Source organism: Pontibacter sp. HSC-14F20 (genome assembly GCF_019599265.1).
GTDB lineage: Bacteria > Bacteroidota > Bacteroidia > Cytophagales > Hymenobacteraceae > Pontibacter.
Window position 1 is genome coordinate 25,120 of the sequence record NZ_JAHZTC010000007.1, and the last position, 17,144, is coordinate 42,263.

At 48.3% G+C, this 17,144-nt stretch carries 15 protein-coding genes; 8 read left to right on the plus strand and 7 right to left on the minus strand.

Translation table 11 applies throughout. From position 1 onward, the window contains the following. Window positions 1–20 precede the first annotated feature (20 nt). The 4 genes from K3G39_RS08385 (at window position 21) to K3G39_RS08400 (ending at window position 4,900) form a co-directional block, all read left to right on the plus strand. Window positions 21–833: an NAD(P)-dependent oxidoreductase gene (locus K3G39_RS08385; RefSeq protein ID WP_220625742.1), complete on the plus strand. Its 813-nt coding sequence runs from the start codon at window positions 21–23 to the stop codon at window positions 831–833. A gap of 3 nt (window positions 834–836) precedes the next feature. Further along, window positions 837–1,484: a metallophosphoesterase gene (locus tag K3G39_RS08390; protein WP_220625743.1), complete on the plus strand. Its 648-nt coding sequence runs from the start codon at window positions 837–839 to the stop codon at window positions 1,482–1,484. Next, the gene (locus tag K3G39_RS08395; RefSeq protein WP_220625744.1) at window positions 1,481–2,614 is read left to right on the plus strand and encodes a DegT/DnrJ/EryC1/StrS aminotransferase family protein; all 1,134 of its coding nucleotides are present in this window, start codon (window positions 1,481–1,483) and stop codon (window positions 2,612–2,614) included. The genes K3G39_RS08390 and K3G39_RS08395 overlap by 4 nt, the downstream gene beginning before the upstream one ends. A 354-nt stretch (window positions 2,615–2,968) precedes the next feature. Continuing rightward, on the plus strand, window positions 2,969–4,900 hold the full coding sequence (locus tag K3G39_RS08400; RefSeq protein ID WP_220625745.1) for a nucleoside-diphosphate sugar epimerase/dehydratase: 1,932 nt from the start codon (window positions 2,969–2,971) through the stop codon (window positions 4,898–4,900). A gap of 172 nt (window positions 4,901–5,072) precedes the next feature. Here K3G39_RS08400 and fahA read toward each other — a convergent pair whose 3' ends face one another. From fahA to K3G39_RS08415, 3 genes are all read right to left on the minus strand, one after another. After that, window positions 5,073–6,344, minus strand: a complete 1,272-nt coding sequence (gene fahA / locus K3G39_RS08405; RefSeq protein WP_220625746.1) for a fumarylacetoacetase — start codon at window positions 6,342–6,344, stop codon at window positions 5,073–5,075. Window positions 6,345–6,591: 247 nt separating this feature from the next. Next, on the minus strand, window positions 6,592–6,858 hold the full coding sequence (locus K3G39_RS08410) for a NifU family protein (protein ID WP_220625747.1): 267 nt from the start codon (window positions 6,856–6,858) through the stop codon (window positions 6,592–6,594). Window positions 6,859–6,863: 5 nt separating this feature from the next. Then, on the minus strand, window positions 6,864–7,967 hold the full coding sequence (locus K3G39_RS08415; RefSeq protein WP_220625748.1) for an Mrp/NBP35 family ATP-binding protein: 1,104 nt from the start codon (window positions 7,965–7,967) through the stop codon (window positions 6,864–6,866). Between the two features lie 716 nt (window positions 7,968–8,683). Between K3G39_RS08415 and dnaG the strand changes: the two genes are divergently transcribed. Further along, window positions 8,684–10,612 (plus strand): DNA primase, encoded by a 1,929-nt coding sequence (gene dnaG / locus K3G39_RS08420; RefSeq protein ID WP_220625749.1) that lies wholly within the window; start codon window positions 8,684–8,686, stop codon window positions 10,610–10,612. A 1-nt stretch (window position 10,613) separates the two neighbouring features. Here the strand turns inward: dnaG and K3G39_RS08425 are convergent, their stop codons facing one another. Continuing rightward, window positions 10,614–11,546 (minus strand): glycosyltransferase family A protein, encoded by a 933-nt coding sequence (locus tag K3G39_RS08425; protein WP_220625750.1) that lies wholly within the window; start codon window positions 11,544–11,546, stop codon window positions 10,614–10,616. 244 nt (window positions 11,547–11,790) lie between these two features. On the opposite strand from K3G39_RS08425, the gene K3G39_RS08430 reads away from it, so the two are divergent. Both K3G39_RS08430 and K3G39_RS08435 read left to right on the plus strand, forming a co-directional pair. Then, window positions 11,791–13,032, plus strand: a complete 1,242-nt coding sequence (locus tag K3G39_RS08430; RefSeq protein ID WP_220625751.1) for a bifunctional 3,4-dihydroxy-2-butanone-4-phosphate synthase/GTP cyclohydrolase II — start codon at window positions 11,791–11,793, stop codon at window positions 13,030–13,032. 212 nt (window positions 13,033–13,244) lie between these two features. Continuing rightward, entirely contained in the window at window positions 13,245–13,916 is a 672-nt protein-coding gene (locus K3G39_RS08435) for a hypothetical protein (protein WP_220625752.1), read from the plus strand. A gap of 11 nt (window positions 13,917–13,927) precedes the next feature. Here K3G39_RS08435 and K3G39_RS08440 read toward each other — a convergent pair whose 3' ends face one another. The 3 genes from K3G39_RS08440 to K3G39_RS08450 all read right to left on the minus strand — a co-directional run bounded on the left by K3G39_RS08440 (window position 13,928) and on the right by K3G39_RS08450 (window position 16,460). After that, a complete protein-coding gene (locus K3G39_RS08440) occupies window positions 13,928–14,698 on the minus strand; it encodes an ABC transporter permease (protein WP_220625753.1) in 771 nt (256 codons plus the stop codon). A 7-nt stretch (window positions 14,699–14,705) separates the two neighbouring features. Next, on the minus strand, window positions 14,706–15,596 hold the full coding sequence (locus K3G39_RS08445; protein WP_220625754.1) for an ABC transporter ATP-binding protein: 891 nt from the start codon (window positions 15,594–15,596) through the stop codon (window positions 14,706–14,708). Between the two features lie 111 nt (window positions 15,597–15,707). Beyond that, window positions 15,708–16,460 carry a DUF2490 domain-containing protein gene (locus K3G39_RS08450; RefSeq protein ID WP_220625755.1) on the minus strand — a complete coding sequence of 251 codons (753 nt, stop codon included), beginning with the start codon at window positions 16,458–16,460 and terminating at the stop codon, window positions 15,708–15,710. A gap of 125 nt (window positions 16,461–16,585) precedes the next feature. Between K3G39_RS08450 and K3G39_RS08455 the strand changes: the two genes are divergently transcribed. Next, a complete protein-coding gene (locus K3G39_RS08455) occupies window positions 16,586–17,137 on the plus strand; it encodes a DUF3267 domain-containing protein (protein ID WP_255594139.1) in 552 nt (183 codons plus the stop codon). Window positions 17,138–17,144: the final 7 nt, after the last annotated feature.

Below are 17,144 nucleotides of genomic sequence, written 5' to 3' on the forward strand. Positions count from 1 at the left end.
CAGCATAAATAGTCGAGCGTATGAAAAGAACAGCTGTAATTGGTGCTAACGGCTTCCTGGGACGGAAGCTACTTAGTGTCTATATGGAAAGAGGGCATTCAGTAACAGCCGTATACAATAGGAATTTTCATAATATACCAAATAGCTCCCAAGCTCTATCCTTTGATCATTTCATCAACGGGGATTTATTTTTTGATAACATTGTATTTGCTGCTGGGAATTTTTCTAGTACTCATGAAGAGTTGATAGCACTAAATTGCAAAGGCTTGTTGGAAATAACAGCTAGATATCCAAATGCAAGGTTAGTCTATATTTCGAGCACAAATGTTTATGGGACGCATACTAGTACAATTAATGAAGATTCAACCTTTAACATTCCGACTTTGTATGGAAGAGCAAAGCTAGCAGGAGAATTTATTGTTTCGGCATTGAAAAGTTTTGCCATAATAAGACTGGCTTATTTATATGGCCCTGGGTTGCAAAATAAATCATTTTTGCCAACTATTATAAATGATGCCCTTCATAATAAAAAAATTGTATTGATGGGAAAAGGAGAGAGAGAACAGGACTACCTACATGTTAATGACGCAGCAGACCTCTGTTTTGCAGCTACTAATTATCCTGAGAATGGAGTATTTCTAGGAGCTACTGGCCAGTCTATCTCTAATATTGAAGTAGCAAAGAATGTATGTGCAAAAATAGATTGTTGTTTAATAGAATTTACTGGTGAAGAAAGAGGGACTTCATTTTACTTTGATCCAGTGCAAACTTTCGATAAACTGAACTGGCGCCCTAAAGTAGCATTTATCGATGGAATAAAGTCTTGTATATAAGAAATGAGGTATCTTATCTTTGGTGATGTCCATGGGAATCTAGTTGCACTAGAGAAAATGTTACAGAAGGCTGGACCAGAAGTAGATTTCATTGTGAGCCATGGAGATGTGGTAAACTATGGGCCCTGGAGCAATGAGTGTGTACAACTTTTGCAAAACATCCAATGCAAATGCTTGCTTGGAAATCATGAATCTTATTTCATAGAAGGGAATTATCCCGGTGAAAATAAAATAGCTCAGATTTTTTTTAACCACTGCTATGAATCATTCAACCAACAAGAAGTCATCTCAGCCTATGGTGATAATATACAGGTGGGTGATTTTGAGATTCAGCACACTGTAAATAATCAATATATTTTCCCAGACACAGACCTGAATGCGCTCAACTTGAAGCTTAATTATATTGTAGGTCATTCCCATTATCAATTCTCTGGTAAAACTGAAGATGGGAAATTGCTTATAAATACAGGAAGTGTTGGTCAAAATAGAAAATTTATTAATCTAATTAATTACATTATTTATGATACTGTGTCTTCAGAAATTAAGCTGGAGTCAATCGTGTATGATATAAATCCTGTCATAAATAAAATGAAAAGTGAGAAGTATCCTCAACTTTGCATTGACTACTATCTGAATAAAAATAAACAATGAATACTAAGATCTGGCTCTCTTCCCCTCACATGGGGATAAACGAGTTTAAAAATGTCAAAGAGGCTTTTGATACCAACTGGATCGCTCCGCTTGGGCCACATGTAGATGGCTTTGAGCGCGACCTGGCAGAGTTTCTGGGGGAGGGTGTGCATGTGGCAGCCCTGAGCTCCGGCACGGCAGCGCTGCACCTGGCGCTCATCATGCTGGGCGTGAAGGCGGGTGATGAAGTTATCTGCCAGAGCATGACCTTCTCTGCTTCTGCTAACCCGATCGCTTACCAGGGCTCTACACCGGTGTTTGTAGACAGTGATGACCGTACCTGGAACATGTCGCCTGACCTGCTGGAATCTGCTATTCAGGACCGCATACGCAATGGCAAGAAGCCGAAGGCGATCATTGTGGTACATCTGTACGGCATGCCGGCCGAGATGGACCGCATTATGGCCATAGCTGACCGCTTTGCTATACCTGTGGTAGAGGATGCGGCGGAGGCTTTGGGCTCAACTTATAAAGGCAGCAAGCTTGGTACATTCGGGGCGATGAGTATCCTTTCCTTCAACGGGAACAAGATCATCACCACTTCTGGTGGTGGCGCGCTGGTGTCAAACAACGAGGCCTACATCAAGCAGGCCCGTTTTCTGGCTACGCAGGCCCGGGATGCAGCACCGCATTACCAGCACTCACACATCGGGTATAACTACCGCATGAGCAATGTGTGCGCCGCTATCGGCCGCGGGCAGATGGATGTGCTGCTGGATCGTGTGCAGCAGCGCCGTGCTAATTATACCTTCTACCAGGAAGCGTTAGCTTCTATACCTGCTATTCAATTTGCAGAGGAGCCTAATGGAGACTACTACTCCAACCGCTGGCTGAGCACCGTGTTGGTAGATGATAGCCAGGGAGTAAGTCGTGAGGATATCCGTTTGGCTTTGGAGCGGGAAAATATTGAGTCGCGCCCACTCTGGAAGCCGATGCACTTGCAGCCAGTATTTGAAAGTGCTCCTTATTATGGCGATGGTACCAGTGAGCGACTGTTTGATAAGGGGCTTTGCCTGCCTTCGGGTTCTAATATGACTGACGAAGAGCGAGAGCGGGTAGTACGTTGTATAAAAGTGTGCTTTGCTCAATAAAAGCAGTTCTTGGCAAATAAAATTAATTCCACCTGAGACTTGACGCGAGATGCAAAGCACAGGTGGAATTTTTGCGTATAAGCAAATAACTGTTTCACTTGAGGAACAAACAGTTAAATTCTGAACTATTCAGTTTTTTTTCTGTAATTTTGCGCTGCACGCTATATCTTTAAAGATGTAAAGGATATAATTATGCTGGTGAAGCTGCGTTAAGAGTTAGTTAATGTGTGAACTGTTAATTAATTTCTGGCGTATGCAGGAACTTTTGACTGTACAAAACAGGTATTAATTTAAATTAAAACGAACGCTGGCCTATCGCAGTAATCTAAGCTCTTCTCTACCTGAGACCTCCGTATGAAAACATTTTTACAGAACAAGGCATTACCCAAATGGATCATCCTGATCATCGATCAAATCATATCCACCTGGTCATTTGCCTTGTCTTTCTTTATCATTCGCCAGTTTGACTTCGAAACGATCCTGCGGGGTCACTTTTTCGTGTACAGCGGCATATACCTGGCAATTTCTGTCATTGTGTTTTATGCCATGCGCATTCACACCGGACTGATCCGCTACTCCAGCACCGATGATATTTACCGCATTTTCACTGCTGTTTTGATGACTAGCCTGCTTTATGGGGCTATCATAGGATTTTGGGTCACACCGGAGTTGCATATCGATTCGGTGAACATCTATGTGGTGTTGCTGGTCAATTTTTTTATCAGTTCTTCAGTACTGATCATGATGCGTCTGGGTGCGAAGGCTTTATTCTACTACATTAAGCGCGGTGCCAGCGGCGACAAGGAGTCTGTGCTGATCTACGGAGCCGATAGTTTTGCCATATTGGTGAAGCAGGCGCTGGAACTCAGCAATGCCGGCCGCCTGAACATCGTGGGTTTTGTGGACGATAATCCCAATAAGATCAATAAACACATCCAGCAGAAGCGGGTTTTCCATATCAATAATATCGAAAAACTGCAGCGGAAGCTGAAAATCGATAAACTGGTTATTCTGAGTGAGGATCTGAAATCGGAGGCCCGCAAGAATGCCATCGAAACCTGTGTGGAGCTTGGTATAAAAGTAGTGACTGTTCCACCGACAGAGCAGTGGATGTCAGGCCAGTTGCGCATGAACCAGATACAGGATCTACGCATTGAAGACCTGCTGCAGCGTCCGCCGATCGTGATCGAGAACGACAAAATATCGGCCGATCTGGCTGGTAAGCGTATCCTGATCACAGGAGGCGCCGGTTCTATCGGCTCAGAAATCGTGCGGCAGGTGCTTTCTTACAGTCCGGAGATGGTGATCATCTGTGATCAGGCCGAGTCGCCACTGCACGAATTGCAACTGGAAATGGAAGAGCACTTTCCGGAAGCTAACCTGAAGCTTTGTATTGCCGATATCCAGAACTTCAACCGCATGTATGCCCTGTTCAAGGAATATAATCCTCAGATGGTGTACCATGCCGCGGCATACAAGCATGTGCCGATGATGGAGTGTAACCCTTCTGAAGCGATTCTGACAAACGTAATGGGCACCAAGCATCTGGCGGACCTTTCGATGACTTTCGATGTAGAGAAGTTTGTCATGATCTCCACGGACAAGGCGGTGAATCCAACCAATATCATGGGGGCTTCGAAGCGTATAGCGGAGATCTATATCCAGTCGCTCAACAACATCAGTGCACAGCCTAAATTGCAGGATAATATCAAAGGCACAGCCCTGCAGCAGACCCGCTTCATTACAACCCGCTTCGGCAACGTGCTGGGTTCCAATGGCTCTGTTATTCCGCGCTTCCGTTCCCAGATCGAGAAAGGCGGTCCGATCACGGTAACGCATCCCGATATCACGCGCTATTTCATGACCATACCGGAAGCAGTGCAGTTGGTGCTTGAAGCCGGCACGATGGGCAGGGGCGGTGAGATCTTCATCTTCGACATGGGGCAACCTGTAAAGATCGTGGACTTGGCCCGCAAGATGGTCAAACTGGCTGGTCTGACTGCAAATGATATCGAAATTGTGTTCTCTGGCTTGCGCCCGGGCGAGAAGCTGTACGAAGAACTCCTGAATCAGGAAGAACTCACTATCCCGACTCACCACGAGAAGATCAAAGTATCAAAAGTGCGCGAGTATACCTACAATAAGGTCCTCGCCAGTATCAACGAGCTCCTCAATCTCAACAAAGACGGCGATGAGTTGGATACGGTCAGGCAAATGAAAAAGATCGTCCCAGAATTCAAGAGCAAAAACTCCAGGTTCGAGGAGTTGGATTCGATGGTGCAATAACCTCAATTTTGGTAAAATAGCAGAAGGCCCGGATTTAGTCTGGGCCTTCTGCTATTTTAGGTTACTACGCTTTAGTGAAAAGTCCCCTTCAAAGGGGCGGCTCAACGAAGAATTAAATGTCACCTCCAGTTCTGAGAGTAGGTACTTCCTGTTTTCATAGGCCGCGCTAAATCTACAACGCCGGCAACACTTTGCTCTTCACTTCCCCAAACCCTACTCTAATCCCATTCCGCTCAGCGAAGCCACGCATGATCACCGTGTCGTAGTCATTAATGAATTTACGCTCGGAGCCGTTGGACAGTTGAATGGGCTGGGTGCCGCGCCAGGTGAGTTCGAGCATAGAGCCGTAGGAGGTTTTGTCGTGGCCGCTGATGGTGCCGGAGGCGTACATGTCGCCTACCTGTATGTTACAACCGTTACTGCTCTGGTGCGCCAGCTGCTGGTTCATGTTCCAGTACATATACCTGAAGTTAGAGCGGCAGATGCTGTTTTCGTGACCGTCTTCTGGTTGCAGTAGCACCTCCAGGTTGATGTCGTAGTTGTGATCGCCATGAAACTCCAGGTATGGCAGTGGCCTCGGATCCTGCACAGGACCTTTCACACGGAAGGGCTCCAGTGCATCTAAAGTAACCACCCAAGGCGAAATAGAAGAAGCAAAGCTCTTGGCCAGGAAGGGGCCCAATGGTACGTACTCCCAGGTTTGCATGTCGCGGGCAGACCAGTCATTGAAAAGCACCAAGCCGAAGATATAATCGTCTGCTTCGTCCGGGCTGATCATGTCTCCCAGACGGGTTTCACGACCTGTGATAAAAGCCACTTCCAGTTCAAAGTCGAGCAAACGGGAAGGGCCGAAAGTTGGGGCATCCGCATCGGGCGCCTTGGTTTGTCCATTAGGGCGGCGGATGTCAGTGCCAGACACAACAATAGAAGAGGCACGCCCATGGTAGCCGATCGGGATGTGCTTCCAGTTGGGCAATAAAGCGTTTTTCGGGTCGCGGAACATGGTACCCACATTGGTAGCGTGCTCGATGCTAGAATAGAAGTCTGTATAGTTACCCACTTTCACAGGCATCAGCATGCGAACGGATGTCTGCTTGATGAGGCATTCCTGCATCAGTTTGCTGTTACCGCTGATCTCGTCGTTATCATTGCGCAACAACTCAGACACGCGGTTGCGTACAGCCCGCCAGGCCGGCTTGCCCAAAGAAATGAAATCGTTCAGGTATGGACGGTGAAAAACGGTCGGATCGATGTCGAGGAGCTCAAACAGGTTATATTGTGCGACTGCATAAAGATCGAGTACATAATCGCCGATAGCCACACCAACACGCGGGTCTTTGGTGGCCGACTCGAAAATGCCGAAAGGAAGATTTTGTATAGGGAAGTCGCTCTCAGGTGCTATTTCGATCCAGGAATGCAGGGAAGGGTCGTTCGCTTTTATCATAGTGCAAGAAAATCTGGGTTGTCAGACAAAGATAGAGATTTTGAGGAGTATGGGAAAGGCGAAAGTTGTAGAGGTGAATTGAATATACCTGACCATACCTACAGTTTAAGCAAAGCAGTAACTTGCACTCACTCTATACTTGAGGTAGAGCAAACCTGTTTAAAACAAAAAGCAGGCACCGATTTCTCAGCACCTGCTTTTGTATAGGAAGGTCTCTTATTCTTTGTTAAATTTCCCTTGTCAGATTTTAAGGAAGTGGCGTCATATTAACAGCCTCTACCGCTCTGATTTCAGGTACGGCCTTTAGCACAGACTGCTCCACACCAGCTTTAAGTGTCATAGTAGACATCGGGCATGTGCCACAGGCGCCGAGCAACTCCAGCTTCAGGGTCATATCATCGGTTACTTCAAGCACTTTCACGTTGCCGCCGTCAGCTTCCAGGTAGGGCCTGATCTGGTCGAGGGCACTCTCGATGCGAAGTAAAAAATCGTTATCAACATTAATAGTAGCCATTTGTCCTAGCTTTTAATTTCTACAGGTTGTGTTTTGGCCAGGGTTGCGTTGCGAACAGATACCTGCTGCGCAACAGCCTGGGCTAGCTCTCTGAAAACACCGGAAGCCGGAGAATCGTTCTGCAAGGCTACCGGAGTTCCTGCATCACCGCTCTCACGGATACTTTGTACTAACGGCACCTGCCCTAATACCGGCACATCAAATTTCCTGGCCAGGTTCTGACCACCTTCCTGACCAAAGATATAATATTTATTCTCAGGAAGTTCGGCTGGTGTAAAGTAAGCCATGTTCTCGACCACACCCAGCACCGGCACATTGATCTGCGGCTGGCGGAACATCTGCAAGCCCTTCTGCGCATCAGCAATGGCCACTTTTTGTGGTGTCGTCACGATTACGGCGCCTGTTACCGGCAGCACCTGCACCATGGTCAGGTGGATGTCGGATGTTCCCGGAGGAAGGTCGAGTAGCAGGTAATCCAGTTCGCCCCACTCCACATCCGATATGAATTGCTTCAGCGCAGAGCTTGCCATCGGTCCACGCCAGATCACGGCATGATCAGGCGGTGTCAGGAAACCAATAGACATCAGCTTAACACCATATTTTTCAACCGGGATGATGTAGTTCTTGCCATGATCGCCTTGTACCATGCTCGGGCGCTGGTCTTCGACACCAAACATAGTAGGTATAGACGGCCCGAAAATATCGGCATCGATCAGGCCTACTTTAGCGCCAGACTGTGCCAGGGCAATAGCCAGGTTGCTTGTAACCGTAGATTTGCCAACGCCACCCTTGCCAGAAGCGACAGCAATGATGTTTTTCACGCCTGTAAGCACTTCGCTGCTGCCCGCGCGACCAGAAGTAACACGGGAGGTCATGTTCACCGTTACTTCTGCCTCCTTGTCCACCATGGTATGGATGGCACGGATACAGGCATTGCGGATGAGGTCTTTGAGTGGGCAGGCTGGTGTAGTCAGGATTACGGTGAAGCTCACGTTCTTGCCGTCTACCTGCACATCCTCTATCATGTTCAGCGTCACCAGGTCTTTGCCAAGATCCGGCTCCTCTACATAACTGAGGGCTTTGAGTATATCTTGTTTTGTAATTGCCATAGTATTAATAGCTTTGGTAAAGCCTTACAAAGATACAAACAAAAAAACTTTAAACATGATTTAGAGGGGGATAATAGGTATAGCGCGGTACGATTGCATAACGTTCTTTTGGCCAGGCTGTGCTTGCGTTGCGGAAGCTGTTAAAGGTATGACACACTAACTTGTTTTATAGCTTCGCCTGTGCGGCGGGCACCTACTTTTTCCCTTGACAAAAAAATAGAGGGCCCCTACCCCCAGTAGGCAAAAAAGTCAAGACCCTCCAAATCGAGGGCCCCCTACCCCTACTCGCTGAACGCTCTTGACAGGGGGACCCCTTCACCCCCAACAGTGGAGCGTCATTTAGGTGCACCTAGCTCAGGTGATTTGCTTCGTAGTGTCAGTGCAAGTCAGTCTTGCTATACCTGCCAGTGGTGTGTAGTATATGTCAAATCCTACAGCGCTTATACCTGTAAAGTAGTAGTGGCAAAAAAAACCTCCTTGGATAAGGAGGGCAGGGGTGGTTCGACCTGGTATTGCAAAGGAACTTCAGCTGCTATGAAGCTATATCTCTGAATTATTAGCTGTATTAAAGCTCCCTTCCAAGAAGACAGGGGGAAGTCAATTGTGCAAGAGCCGTTACCTGTGAAGTAATCCTAAATCCTTAAAATCCTACTCCAACCCTATAGCGATTCAACAACTTAAACCCTTATATTTGTAACCCCTCAAAACAGCATATCATGTCCCTTATCCCGAAAGAAGTAGTTGACCAGATCCTTGCGCAATCCGATATAGTGGAAGTAGTGGGCGATTTTGTGTCGCTTAAGAAGAAGGGGCAGAACCTGTGGGCCTGCTGCCCTTTTCACCACGAGAAGTCACCGTCCTTTTCGGTGTCGCCGGCGAAAGGTATTTACAAATGCTTTGGTTGCGGCAAGGCGGGTAACTCGGTGCAGTTTATCATGGATGTGGAGGGCACGAGTTTTCCGGAGGCGCTGAAGTACCTGGCCAAAAAGTATGGGATTGAGGTGCCCGAAGACCAGCCCAACCCGGAATATGCCCGGGAGCAGAGCGAGCGCGACAGCCTGTACATCGTCTCAGACTTTGCCAGCAAGCACTATCAGCAGCTGCTCCAGAATCACGAGGAGGGAGGTATAGGGCAATCTTACCTGAAGGAGCGCGGACTCAGCAATAATACCATCAAAAAGTTTGAGCTGGGATATAGTCTCGATGCCTGGTCTGACCTGACTGATACGGCTCTCAAGGCAGGGTATAAGCAGAAGTACCTGGAGGCGACGGGACTGACTATTGCAAAGGAAGACGGCAAAAAATATGACCGCTTCCGGGGACGTGTTATGTTTCCGATCCACAACATTTCGGGACGTGTTATCGGCTTTGGTGCCCGTACGCTCAAGAGCAACGACAAGAAAAGTCCGAAGTACCTCAACTCCCCAGAGTCGGAGATCTACCACAAGAGCAACGTGCTCTACGGCATGTACCAGGCCCGGCAGGCCATCCGGATGCAGGACATGTGTTACATGGTGGAAGGCTACCTGGATGTGTTGTCACTGCATCAGGGTGGTGTTGAAAATGTGGTATCCTCGTCGGGAACCTCGCTTACTGAAGGTCAGATCAAACTCATTGCCAGGTATACCCAGAACATTACAGTACTCTACGATGGTGACGCAGCAGGTATAAAAGCTTCCCTGAGAGGTATAGACCTGATTCTGGAGAATGGGCTGAACGTGAATGTGGTCACTTTCCCCGCTGGAGAAGACCCGGATTCCTATATCCACAAGGTAGGCGACGAGAAGTTCAAAGCCTATGTGGCAGAGAATGCCCAGGATTTTATTTCATTTAAAACAAGTCTATACGCCGAAGAGTCGAAGGGCAACCCGGTGAAGAAGGCGGAGGCGATACGTGAGATCGTAACCTCTATTTCCAAAATTCCGGATCCGATCAAGCGCACGGTTTTCTTCCGGAGCTGCAGCCTGATTTTCGACATCGATGAGCAGCTGCTGATTTCAGAGTACAACAAGATGCACCTGCAGGAGCGCCAGCAAAAGCAGCAGCGCTCGGGGAGTCCGGAGGATCTGGCAGAAGCAGAAGCCTACGAGGCAGAGCAGATGGCGGCTGAAAAGCCTGCCACAGAAGCCGATAGTCTGAAGCGCTACGAGCGAGAGATTGTGCGCATGTTGCTCAATTACCCTGATAAAGTGCTGGTGGATGGTCAGAATACCTGCCAGTACATGCTCGAGCAGCTGGAAGATGTGGATTTCCGAACGCCGCTCTATGCCCGCCTGATTGAGGTGGTAAAGGAGAAGTTGCTACAGGGTGTTATACCTGCGGCAGAAGATTTTATTAACTATCCGGACCAGGAAATACGAACGGAGGCAACCAACTTGTTGTCAGATCCCTACGAACTTTCTCACAACTGGGAAACCCACCAGATTTACGTGCCCCACGAGTCAGATTTGCTGCCATACGGTGCCGAACGAGCCGTGCTGCGTCTGAAATGGCGCAATGTGCAGTTGCTCATGAAATCCGAAATGGAGAAGCTACGCCTCGTAACAGATCCAACGGAGCAGGACCGTGTGCTGCAGGTCATCTTCCAACTCAAATCCTTTGAAAAGCAGATCGGCGACTTGCTGGGGATTGTGGTGAATAAATAGTTTAGATTTTCGCCTTTCTACCAAGAAAAAAGCGCTTCATTCTACTGAGCAGCAAAGCTGCTTTTAGCTTCCTTTTCAGATTTGCAGTCGGCTTGTAGTAAAAGGACTTGAAAAGAGAATCGAGGAAAGAATAGCCCAATGGCTTGTCCATTAAGATATAACCTTCAGCCTGAAGGATGTAATGCTCAGCCAGGAAATTGATGTAATCCTGCTTGGAAATTTGTTTTACACCGGATTTGTTCCTGCGTGCCATCGCATTTTGGGTGGCCACCAGCTTTTCATCCCTGGACTTGTTAAAGCCTTCATAGCCTCTGGAGGCACCACGGGTACTAATTCTGAAATAGTATAATGGCTTCGCGATGAAGATAACATCACCCACCTCCTCAAGCTTGTAAATTATATCTTTATCATCTGCTACCCTAAAAAAAGGGTCATAGCCAGGTGATAAATCAAAATGCTTTTTCTTAAAAGTAAGCAGATGGCTGATTTTGTCCTCGATAATGTCTGAGTAAATCACCTGGCCGCTCTCAAATAGTTCAAACGGCTGAAGCAGGTGGTCACAGTTATAGTGCTGGGTATAGACAATGCTCGCTCCAGGGTGCTGCTGATGTGCAGGTACAATTTCTTCTAAAGCATCTGGGCTGAGCGTATCATCATGATCCAATATCACAATAATTTCGCCGGAGCTATTTCGAACACCTGTGCCTTTTGCATGGCTTACTCCTCCATTAACAGGTAATAGAATAAGTTTATACCTGACTCTGAACGCGCTTACGGCAATGAATTGTTTTAATACTTCCTGGGTATTGTCTGTAGAACAATCCTCTACCAATACAATCTCCCAATCAGTATAAGTTTGTTGCTCTACTGACTGTAACGTGCCGATAATTAGGTCTGGATTATTATAACAGGCAATGACAACCGAGCATTTCATATTAGGTTAGGATCGAGGGGAGGTTACACGAGTGTTATGCAGTGTAAAAATAGATAATGTTTCATTAAGAGTAGGGTATTTTCTAACTTTGCTCAGTATCAAATGAGAATATACGTTGATGCGTTAGCGCAATTTGTCTTATTGAACATTGCACTAAGTTTTGTAGTTCTGTAAGAAGAGTTGTTGATTATCTTAAAATTAAAGCAATAATCAGATAACCAGCTCGCCGGATTTAAAGAAACACATGGAAACTAATTCACTAGAGCCAATCAAGCTCGATTTAATAGAAGACGCGATCGAGGACATCCGCCAGGGTAAAATAATTATTGTGGTGGACGATGATGACCGCGAAAATGAGGGCGACTTTATCTGCGCGGCAGAGAAGGTCACTCCGGAAATCATTAACTTTATGGCAACGCACGGTCGCGGCCTTATCTGTGCGCCGCTTACCGAAGAGCGATGCGATGAACTGGGTCTAGAGTTGATGGTGGGTCGCAACACAGCCCTGCATGCCACACCGTTCACCGTGTCGGTTGACCTGATCGGACACGGGTGTACGACTGGTATATCAGCTTCTGACCGGGCCAAGACCATTCAGGCGCTTGTAGACCCGAACACAGACCCTCACTCACTCGGCAAGCCGGGCCACATTTTCCCGCTTAAGGCGAAGAAAGAAGGTGTGCTGCGCCGCGCTGGCCATACGGAAGCGGCCGTTGACCTGGCACGTCTGGCAGACCTGGCTCCTGCTGGAGTGTTGATTGAGATTATGAATGAGGACGGTACAATGGCCCGCCTGCCAGACCTGGTAAAAGTGGCAGAACGTTTCGACCTGAAGCTGATTTCGATCAAAGACCTGGTAGAGTATCGCCTGAAAAAGGAAAGCCTGATTGACCGCGAGATTGCGGTGGAACTGCCAACTGATTTCGGGAATTTTGACTTGTATGCCTTTACGCAGCGCAGCAACGGTGCCAAGCACCTGGCCCTGGTAAAAGGAAACTGGAATGAGGATGAGCCTGTGCTGGTGCGCGTGCACTCTTCTTGCGTGACGGGTGACATCTTCGGATCGTGTCGCTGCGATTGCGGTCCACAGCTGCACGAGGCCATGCGCATGGTAGAGCGTGAAGGCAAAGGCGTGATCGTGTATATGAACCAGGAAGGACGTGGTATTGGCCTGATCAACAAACTGAAAGCCTATAAACTGCAGGAGCAGGGCCGCGATACAGTGGAGGCCAACCTGGAATTGGGCTTCGGTATGGACGACCGCGACTACGGCGTGGGCGCTCAGATCCTGCGTGACCTTGGCGTAACTAAAATGCGCCTGATCACCAACAACCCCAAAAAGCGCGTTGGCCTGATCGGTTACGGTCTGGAGGTGGTAGAAAATATGCCGATTGAAATCGCACCGAACCCACACAACCAAAGTTACCTGACGACGAAGCGTGACAAGATGGGCCATGAAATTCTGAAAAATACGGTTGTACGCTAAGCAGCCCTGATTTAAATAAAATAGTAAGCCCGTGCCATTAGGTACGGGCTTTTTTTTGCACTAATCTTTTTGCGGGCTCTACTTATATTTTAGTAAATGGTCTATCTCCCCTCTGACTTCTTACGTTAATAATTGTACATAAAATTTTGTAAGACAACAGGTTAGGGTGTGATTGAGGATAGGGTATTTACAATGTTTTAATATTTAGGCATATGAGAAGACTGGGAACCGAATATTTGTTTTTTACGCTACTAGTAACTTTTGCCTGCGGTAACATGCAGGGCTGGGCACAGGTCCCGGAGGGATTTGATACAGAGCACTGGCTGTACGGAAAAGTTGTACTGGTCAGCGGCGATAGTTTACAGGGAGCAGTAATCTATCATCCGGCACAAGATATCGTGCAAATAGCATCAGAAGACGGCGTTGTCCATTCGTTCTCGCCCGTAAATGTCAGTCATTTTATGATCAGTGGGGTGTATAAAGGCCGGCCGCAGATTTTTCGCTCCCTGCCCTGGAACAGAGGGAGCCTCGAAAGTGATTTCAGAGTGCCTGTATTCTTTGAGCAGATCAACCAGGGGGAACTTGTGCTGATGAAGCGGTATGTCGGCATGACCGGTGCAAAAGGAGATCAGCAGAACGCGACCGCTTCTCTGCACGCAATTTACTTCCCGCACTTTGCCACAGATGGCGATGGTTTGCAGGAGGAACTTTATATGCTGCTGCCCGACGGTGAAATTGTGCAGCTACGCAAAAACAAAAAGGATCTGCTCAGGTTGTGCGGCGCTCAAACTGGAAAAGTGAAGCAGTATGCGAAGTCTAAAAAGCTCGATTATAAAAGATCCGAGGACCTGCTCAGTATTGTAAACTATTACAATACGCTCTGAAGTTGAGGCTTTTACAGGTCGCGGAGCCGCACCAGCACAATGGAAGCCAGCACGAGCACAGCAATATAGAAGAGCGCAGGCAGCACCGCCCATGCCGGACTCAGCACCATCATCGGGCTGGTGAGTCCATCTATAATTTCCTGCCCCGGCGTAGGGGTGAGGCTGCCAAACACTTTCATCGGCATAAAGCGGTCAATGCGGTCATCGAGTTGGTAATGAATAATCGGCTCTACGATCTTAGACCAGGCCAGGAAAGCGATGATGGCCAGTCCGCTCTTGCGTATAAGAAAGGCGAAGAACAAGGCCAGGCACATGTACCCGACAGCCTGCACAAAAAAGTAGGAAAGGTAGTCGATCTTGCCAAAAATCGCTTTGATGCTGGTGTCGGAGCTGTAAAGGAATCCGAATAACAGCCCCATCACCAGCAGAAAAACAGTCCCGACTCCCGCCAGCCCCAGCGTAACGTAAAATTTAGCCAGCACTGCCTCTGTGCGGGTTCGTCCGTCGATGACCTGCTGCCGGAGCGTGCGGAAACTATACTCGTCCGTGATCAGCACAATGATCAGTATACCTAGCAGCAGGTTAAAGAAATAGGCGATATAGGAGAAGCGCATCCATAGATTCGGAAAATCATACAGCGATTTGCCCAGCGACTGCCCGCTCACCATAAAACTGCTGCTAAAATAGATCAGCAGCACTTGCAGAAGTACGTAAGTGGCCATAATCACCCAGAAAGTCGGGTATTGGAGTATCTTTCTGAGCTCGGTTCTAATCAGGTTCATGCGGGGCTTATTTTTGGGTGATTTCAAGAAACTGGGCTTCCAGGCTTTTGCGGCGCACCAGCAGTTGCGACAGCACGATGCCCTGCGCGAACATGTCGCGGTTGAGATCGGTACTGGTATAGCCTTCGGAAAGCGAGAGATTGATGGAGTTTTTATCCTGGGAAAACTGCACAACGTAAGGCAGGCGCTCCAGCAGTTGCAGTACAGGCGCCAGTTCTTCGGCGCTGATCAGCAACTGATCCTGCGTGGAAAGGATGTCTCCCACAGGGCCATTGGCCTTGAGTTTACCGGCCTGCAACACCGCCACGTGCGTGCATACCTTCTCCACCTCGTCAAGCAGGTGACTGGCCAGCAGGATGGTTTTGCCCTGCGCTGCAATGCGGGTGATCAGGTCGCGTACCTCGGCTATACCTTGGGGGTCGAGGCCATTGGTAGGTTCGTCGAGCACCAGCACTTCCGGATCGTTGAGCATGGCGGCGGCCACGGCCAGGCGCTGTTTCATGCCCAGCGAAAAGCCTTTGAAAGTGGTATGGCTCCGGGTGCCGAGGCCAACCATGTCGAGCATTTTGTTGATGTGCCCATGATCAGCCTGTTTGGTGTCGGCTACCACCTGCAGATTTGCTTTGGCAGTCAGGTAAGGGTAAAAGTTGGGTGTTTCGAGCAAGGCGCCTACACGCAGTTTGGTTTCTTTACTCATAGATCGCCCGAACCATAGAAAACTACCGCTGCTGGGCCGGATCACGTCCAGTACCATACCCAGCGTAGTGGTTTTGCCGCTGCCGTTGGGACCAAGTAAACCGTAGATGCTGCCCGCTTCTACTTGCAGCGTCAGTTGGTGCACGGCCTGCAGGCTTCCGTATTTTTTTGAGAGTTCGTCAAGGTATAAGACTGTTGCCATAGCGGGGAGTCGTTTAGACAAATATAGCCTTTTTCTGATACTGAAAAGAAAAGCACGCCTGCCAGGTATAGCAAGAGTGCTTTTGTAGCAGGTATAGCCTGTACTGAAAAGCTAGTTACTTCTGAAATCCAGGTTGTAGAACAGGCTTACCTGCCAGGTATGGTTATGCTCAAAAACGGTGCCGTTGGCTTTTTGTACAATTTGATTGAGATACCCCAGTTCCAGCATAGCGGCATCATTTATCTTATACCCTAGTGCGGCGTAGGCCCTGTTCTGGTCGAAGATATGGCGCTGAATGTTGTTGCCAAAGCCGATGAAGATCTCATTGTAAGCTGCCAGGAAAGGCTCACCTGCATCGGTGCTGGTACCTATTAGTGGCAGGGTGGCCTTGAGCATATAGCGCGCCCGGTTGAGGTAGGTAGAAGTTTCGGCTCCGGCCCTTTTGATCCAGCGTTGCTCCAGTCGGTAGCGGTGCAGCAGACCTACCCGCGACAGGCTGTTTCTCAGCTGCAGCTGCTGGTAAATACGGTGTTCCGGAAAAGTACCCGCCGCCGGAAAATCGCCGTAAGGGTGGGTTTCAATGTAACCGTAGCCGAGTGTGAACATGGCCGATGGCGTAAGATCATAGTTTATACCTGCCCGAATGAGCAGTTGCTGCGGGTCTTTGAGTACATTGTGACGACGCCATTGCACTTCGGTATGCAGTCCCCACCTGTCGTTGAGTTTGTGGTCGCCAAAGTACATGTACCAGCCATTGTTGTTGAAATCCTTTACACGCTCGCTTTGCGCCAGTGCCGGCGGGCTCAATTCTAAGAGCAAGATCAGACCCGGCAAAATTCTGAAGAGTATAGCTTTGAAATCCATGCAAACAAAGTTCAACCTCAAAAGCCTGAAATTCAACTTGAATGTTTGCCTATTTTTTACTACTTATAAGTGAAAATAGCCGCATGCAGACAGAAGGAGAAAAATACAGGAAAACAGAATTGAGTATGACCGCAGCCGAAGCCAATGTGCAAGCGTTGGTCTTTATGGGGCCGATTCTGGTGATTTATGTTGCAGCTTATTGGCTGGTCTGGCCCGAACAGTTTGCTTCCCAGAATTTGCGGCTGCTCGTGCAAACCCACCGGGATCTGCTACTAATATCGCCCATGATCATGCTGCTGGTTTTTGTGCTCGGGGCCGTCGTGCACGAATTGCTGCATGGCCTCACCTGGGCTATTTTCTGTCGCAATGGCCTTAAATCGATCAAATACGGCGTATACTGGAAAATGCTGACCCCGTATTGTCACTGCAAAGAGGTGTTGCCGCTGAAGCATTACGCCATCGGCGGAATGATGCCGGGCCTGGTAATGGGACTTTTGCCGGCACTGGCAGGTATAGCCATGGGCCATTTTCTGCTTTTCTTGTTTGGGTTGTTTTTCAGCATCGCAGCGGCCGGCGATTTGCTCATTCTCTGGATGCTGCGCCACCAGCACAGTTCCGATCTCATACAAGATCATCCGGATAAGATTGGTTGCTATGTGCTGAGTACGAAGGCATAGCCATCAA

Coding starts and splice junctions, on each gene's coding strand:
- K3G39_RS08410 (WP_220625747.1), bottom strand. CDS start 6,858: ATGGCTACTATTAATGTTGATAACGATTTTTTACTTCGCATCGAGAGT.
- K3G39_RS08385 (WP_220625742.1), top strand. CDS start 21: ATGAAAAGAACAGCTGTAATTGGTGCTAACGGCTTCCTGGGACGGAAG.
- K3G39_RS08415 (WP_220625748.1), bottom strand. CDS start 7,967: ATGGCAATTACAAAACAAGATATACTCAAAGCCCTCAGTTATGTAGAG.
- K3G39_RS08455 (WP_255594139.1), top strand. CDS start 16,586: ATGACCGCAGCCGAAGCCAATGTGCAAGCGTTGGTCTTTATGGGGCCG.
- dnaG (WP_220625749.1), top strand. CDS start 8,684: ATGTCCCTTATCCCGAAAGAAGTAGTTGACCAGATCCTTGCGCAATCC.
- K3G39_RS08425 (WP_220625750.1), bottom strand. CDS start 11,546: ATGAAATGCTCGGTTGTCATTGCCTGTTATAATAATCCAGACCTAATT.
- K3G39_RS08445 (WP_220625754.1), bottom strand. CDS start 15,596: ATGGCAACAGTCTTATACCTTGACGAACTCTCAAAAAAATACGGAAGC.
- K3G39_RS08395 (WP_220625744.1), top strand. CDS start 1,481: ATGAATACTAAGATCTGGCTCTCTTCCCCTCACATGGGGATAAACGAG.
- K3G39_RS08390 (WP_220625743.1), top strand. CDS start 837: ATGAGGTATCTTATCTTTGGTGATGTCCATGGGAATCTAGTTGCACTA.
- K3G39_RS08400 (WP_220625745.1), top strand. CDS start 2,969: ATGAAAACATTTTTACAGAACAAGGCATTACCCAAATGGATCATCCTG.
- K3G39_RS08450 (WP_220625755.1), bottom strand. CDS start 16,460: ATGGATTTCAAAGCTATACTCTTCAGAATTTTGCCGGGTCTGATCTTG.
- K3G39_RS08430 (WP_220625751.1), top strand. CDS start 11,791: ATGGAAACTAATTCACTAGAGCCAATCAAGCTCGATTTAATAGAAGAC.
- fahA (WP_220625746.1), bottom strand. CDS start 6,344: ATGATAAAAGCGAACGACCCTTCCCTGCATTCCTGGATCGAAATAGCA.
- K3G39_RS08435 (WP_220625752.1), top strand. CDS start 13,245: ATGAGAAGACTGGGAACCGAATATTTGTTTTTTACGCTACTAGTAACT.
- K3G39_RS08440 (WP_220625753.1), bottom strand. CDS start 14,698: ATGAACCTGATTAGAACCGAGCTCAGAAAGATACTCCAATACCCGACT.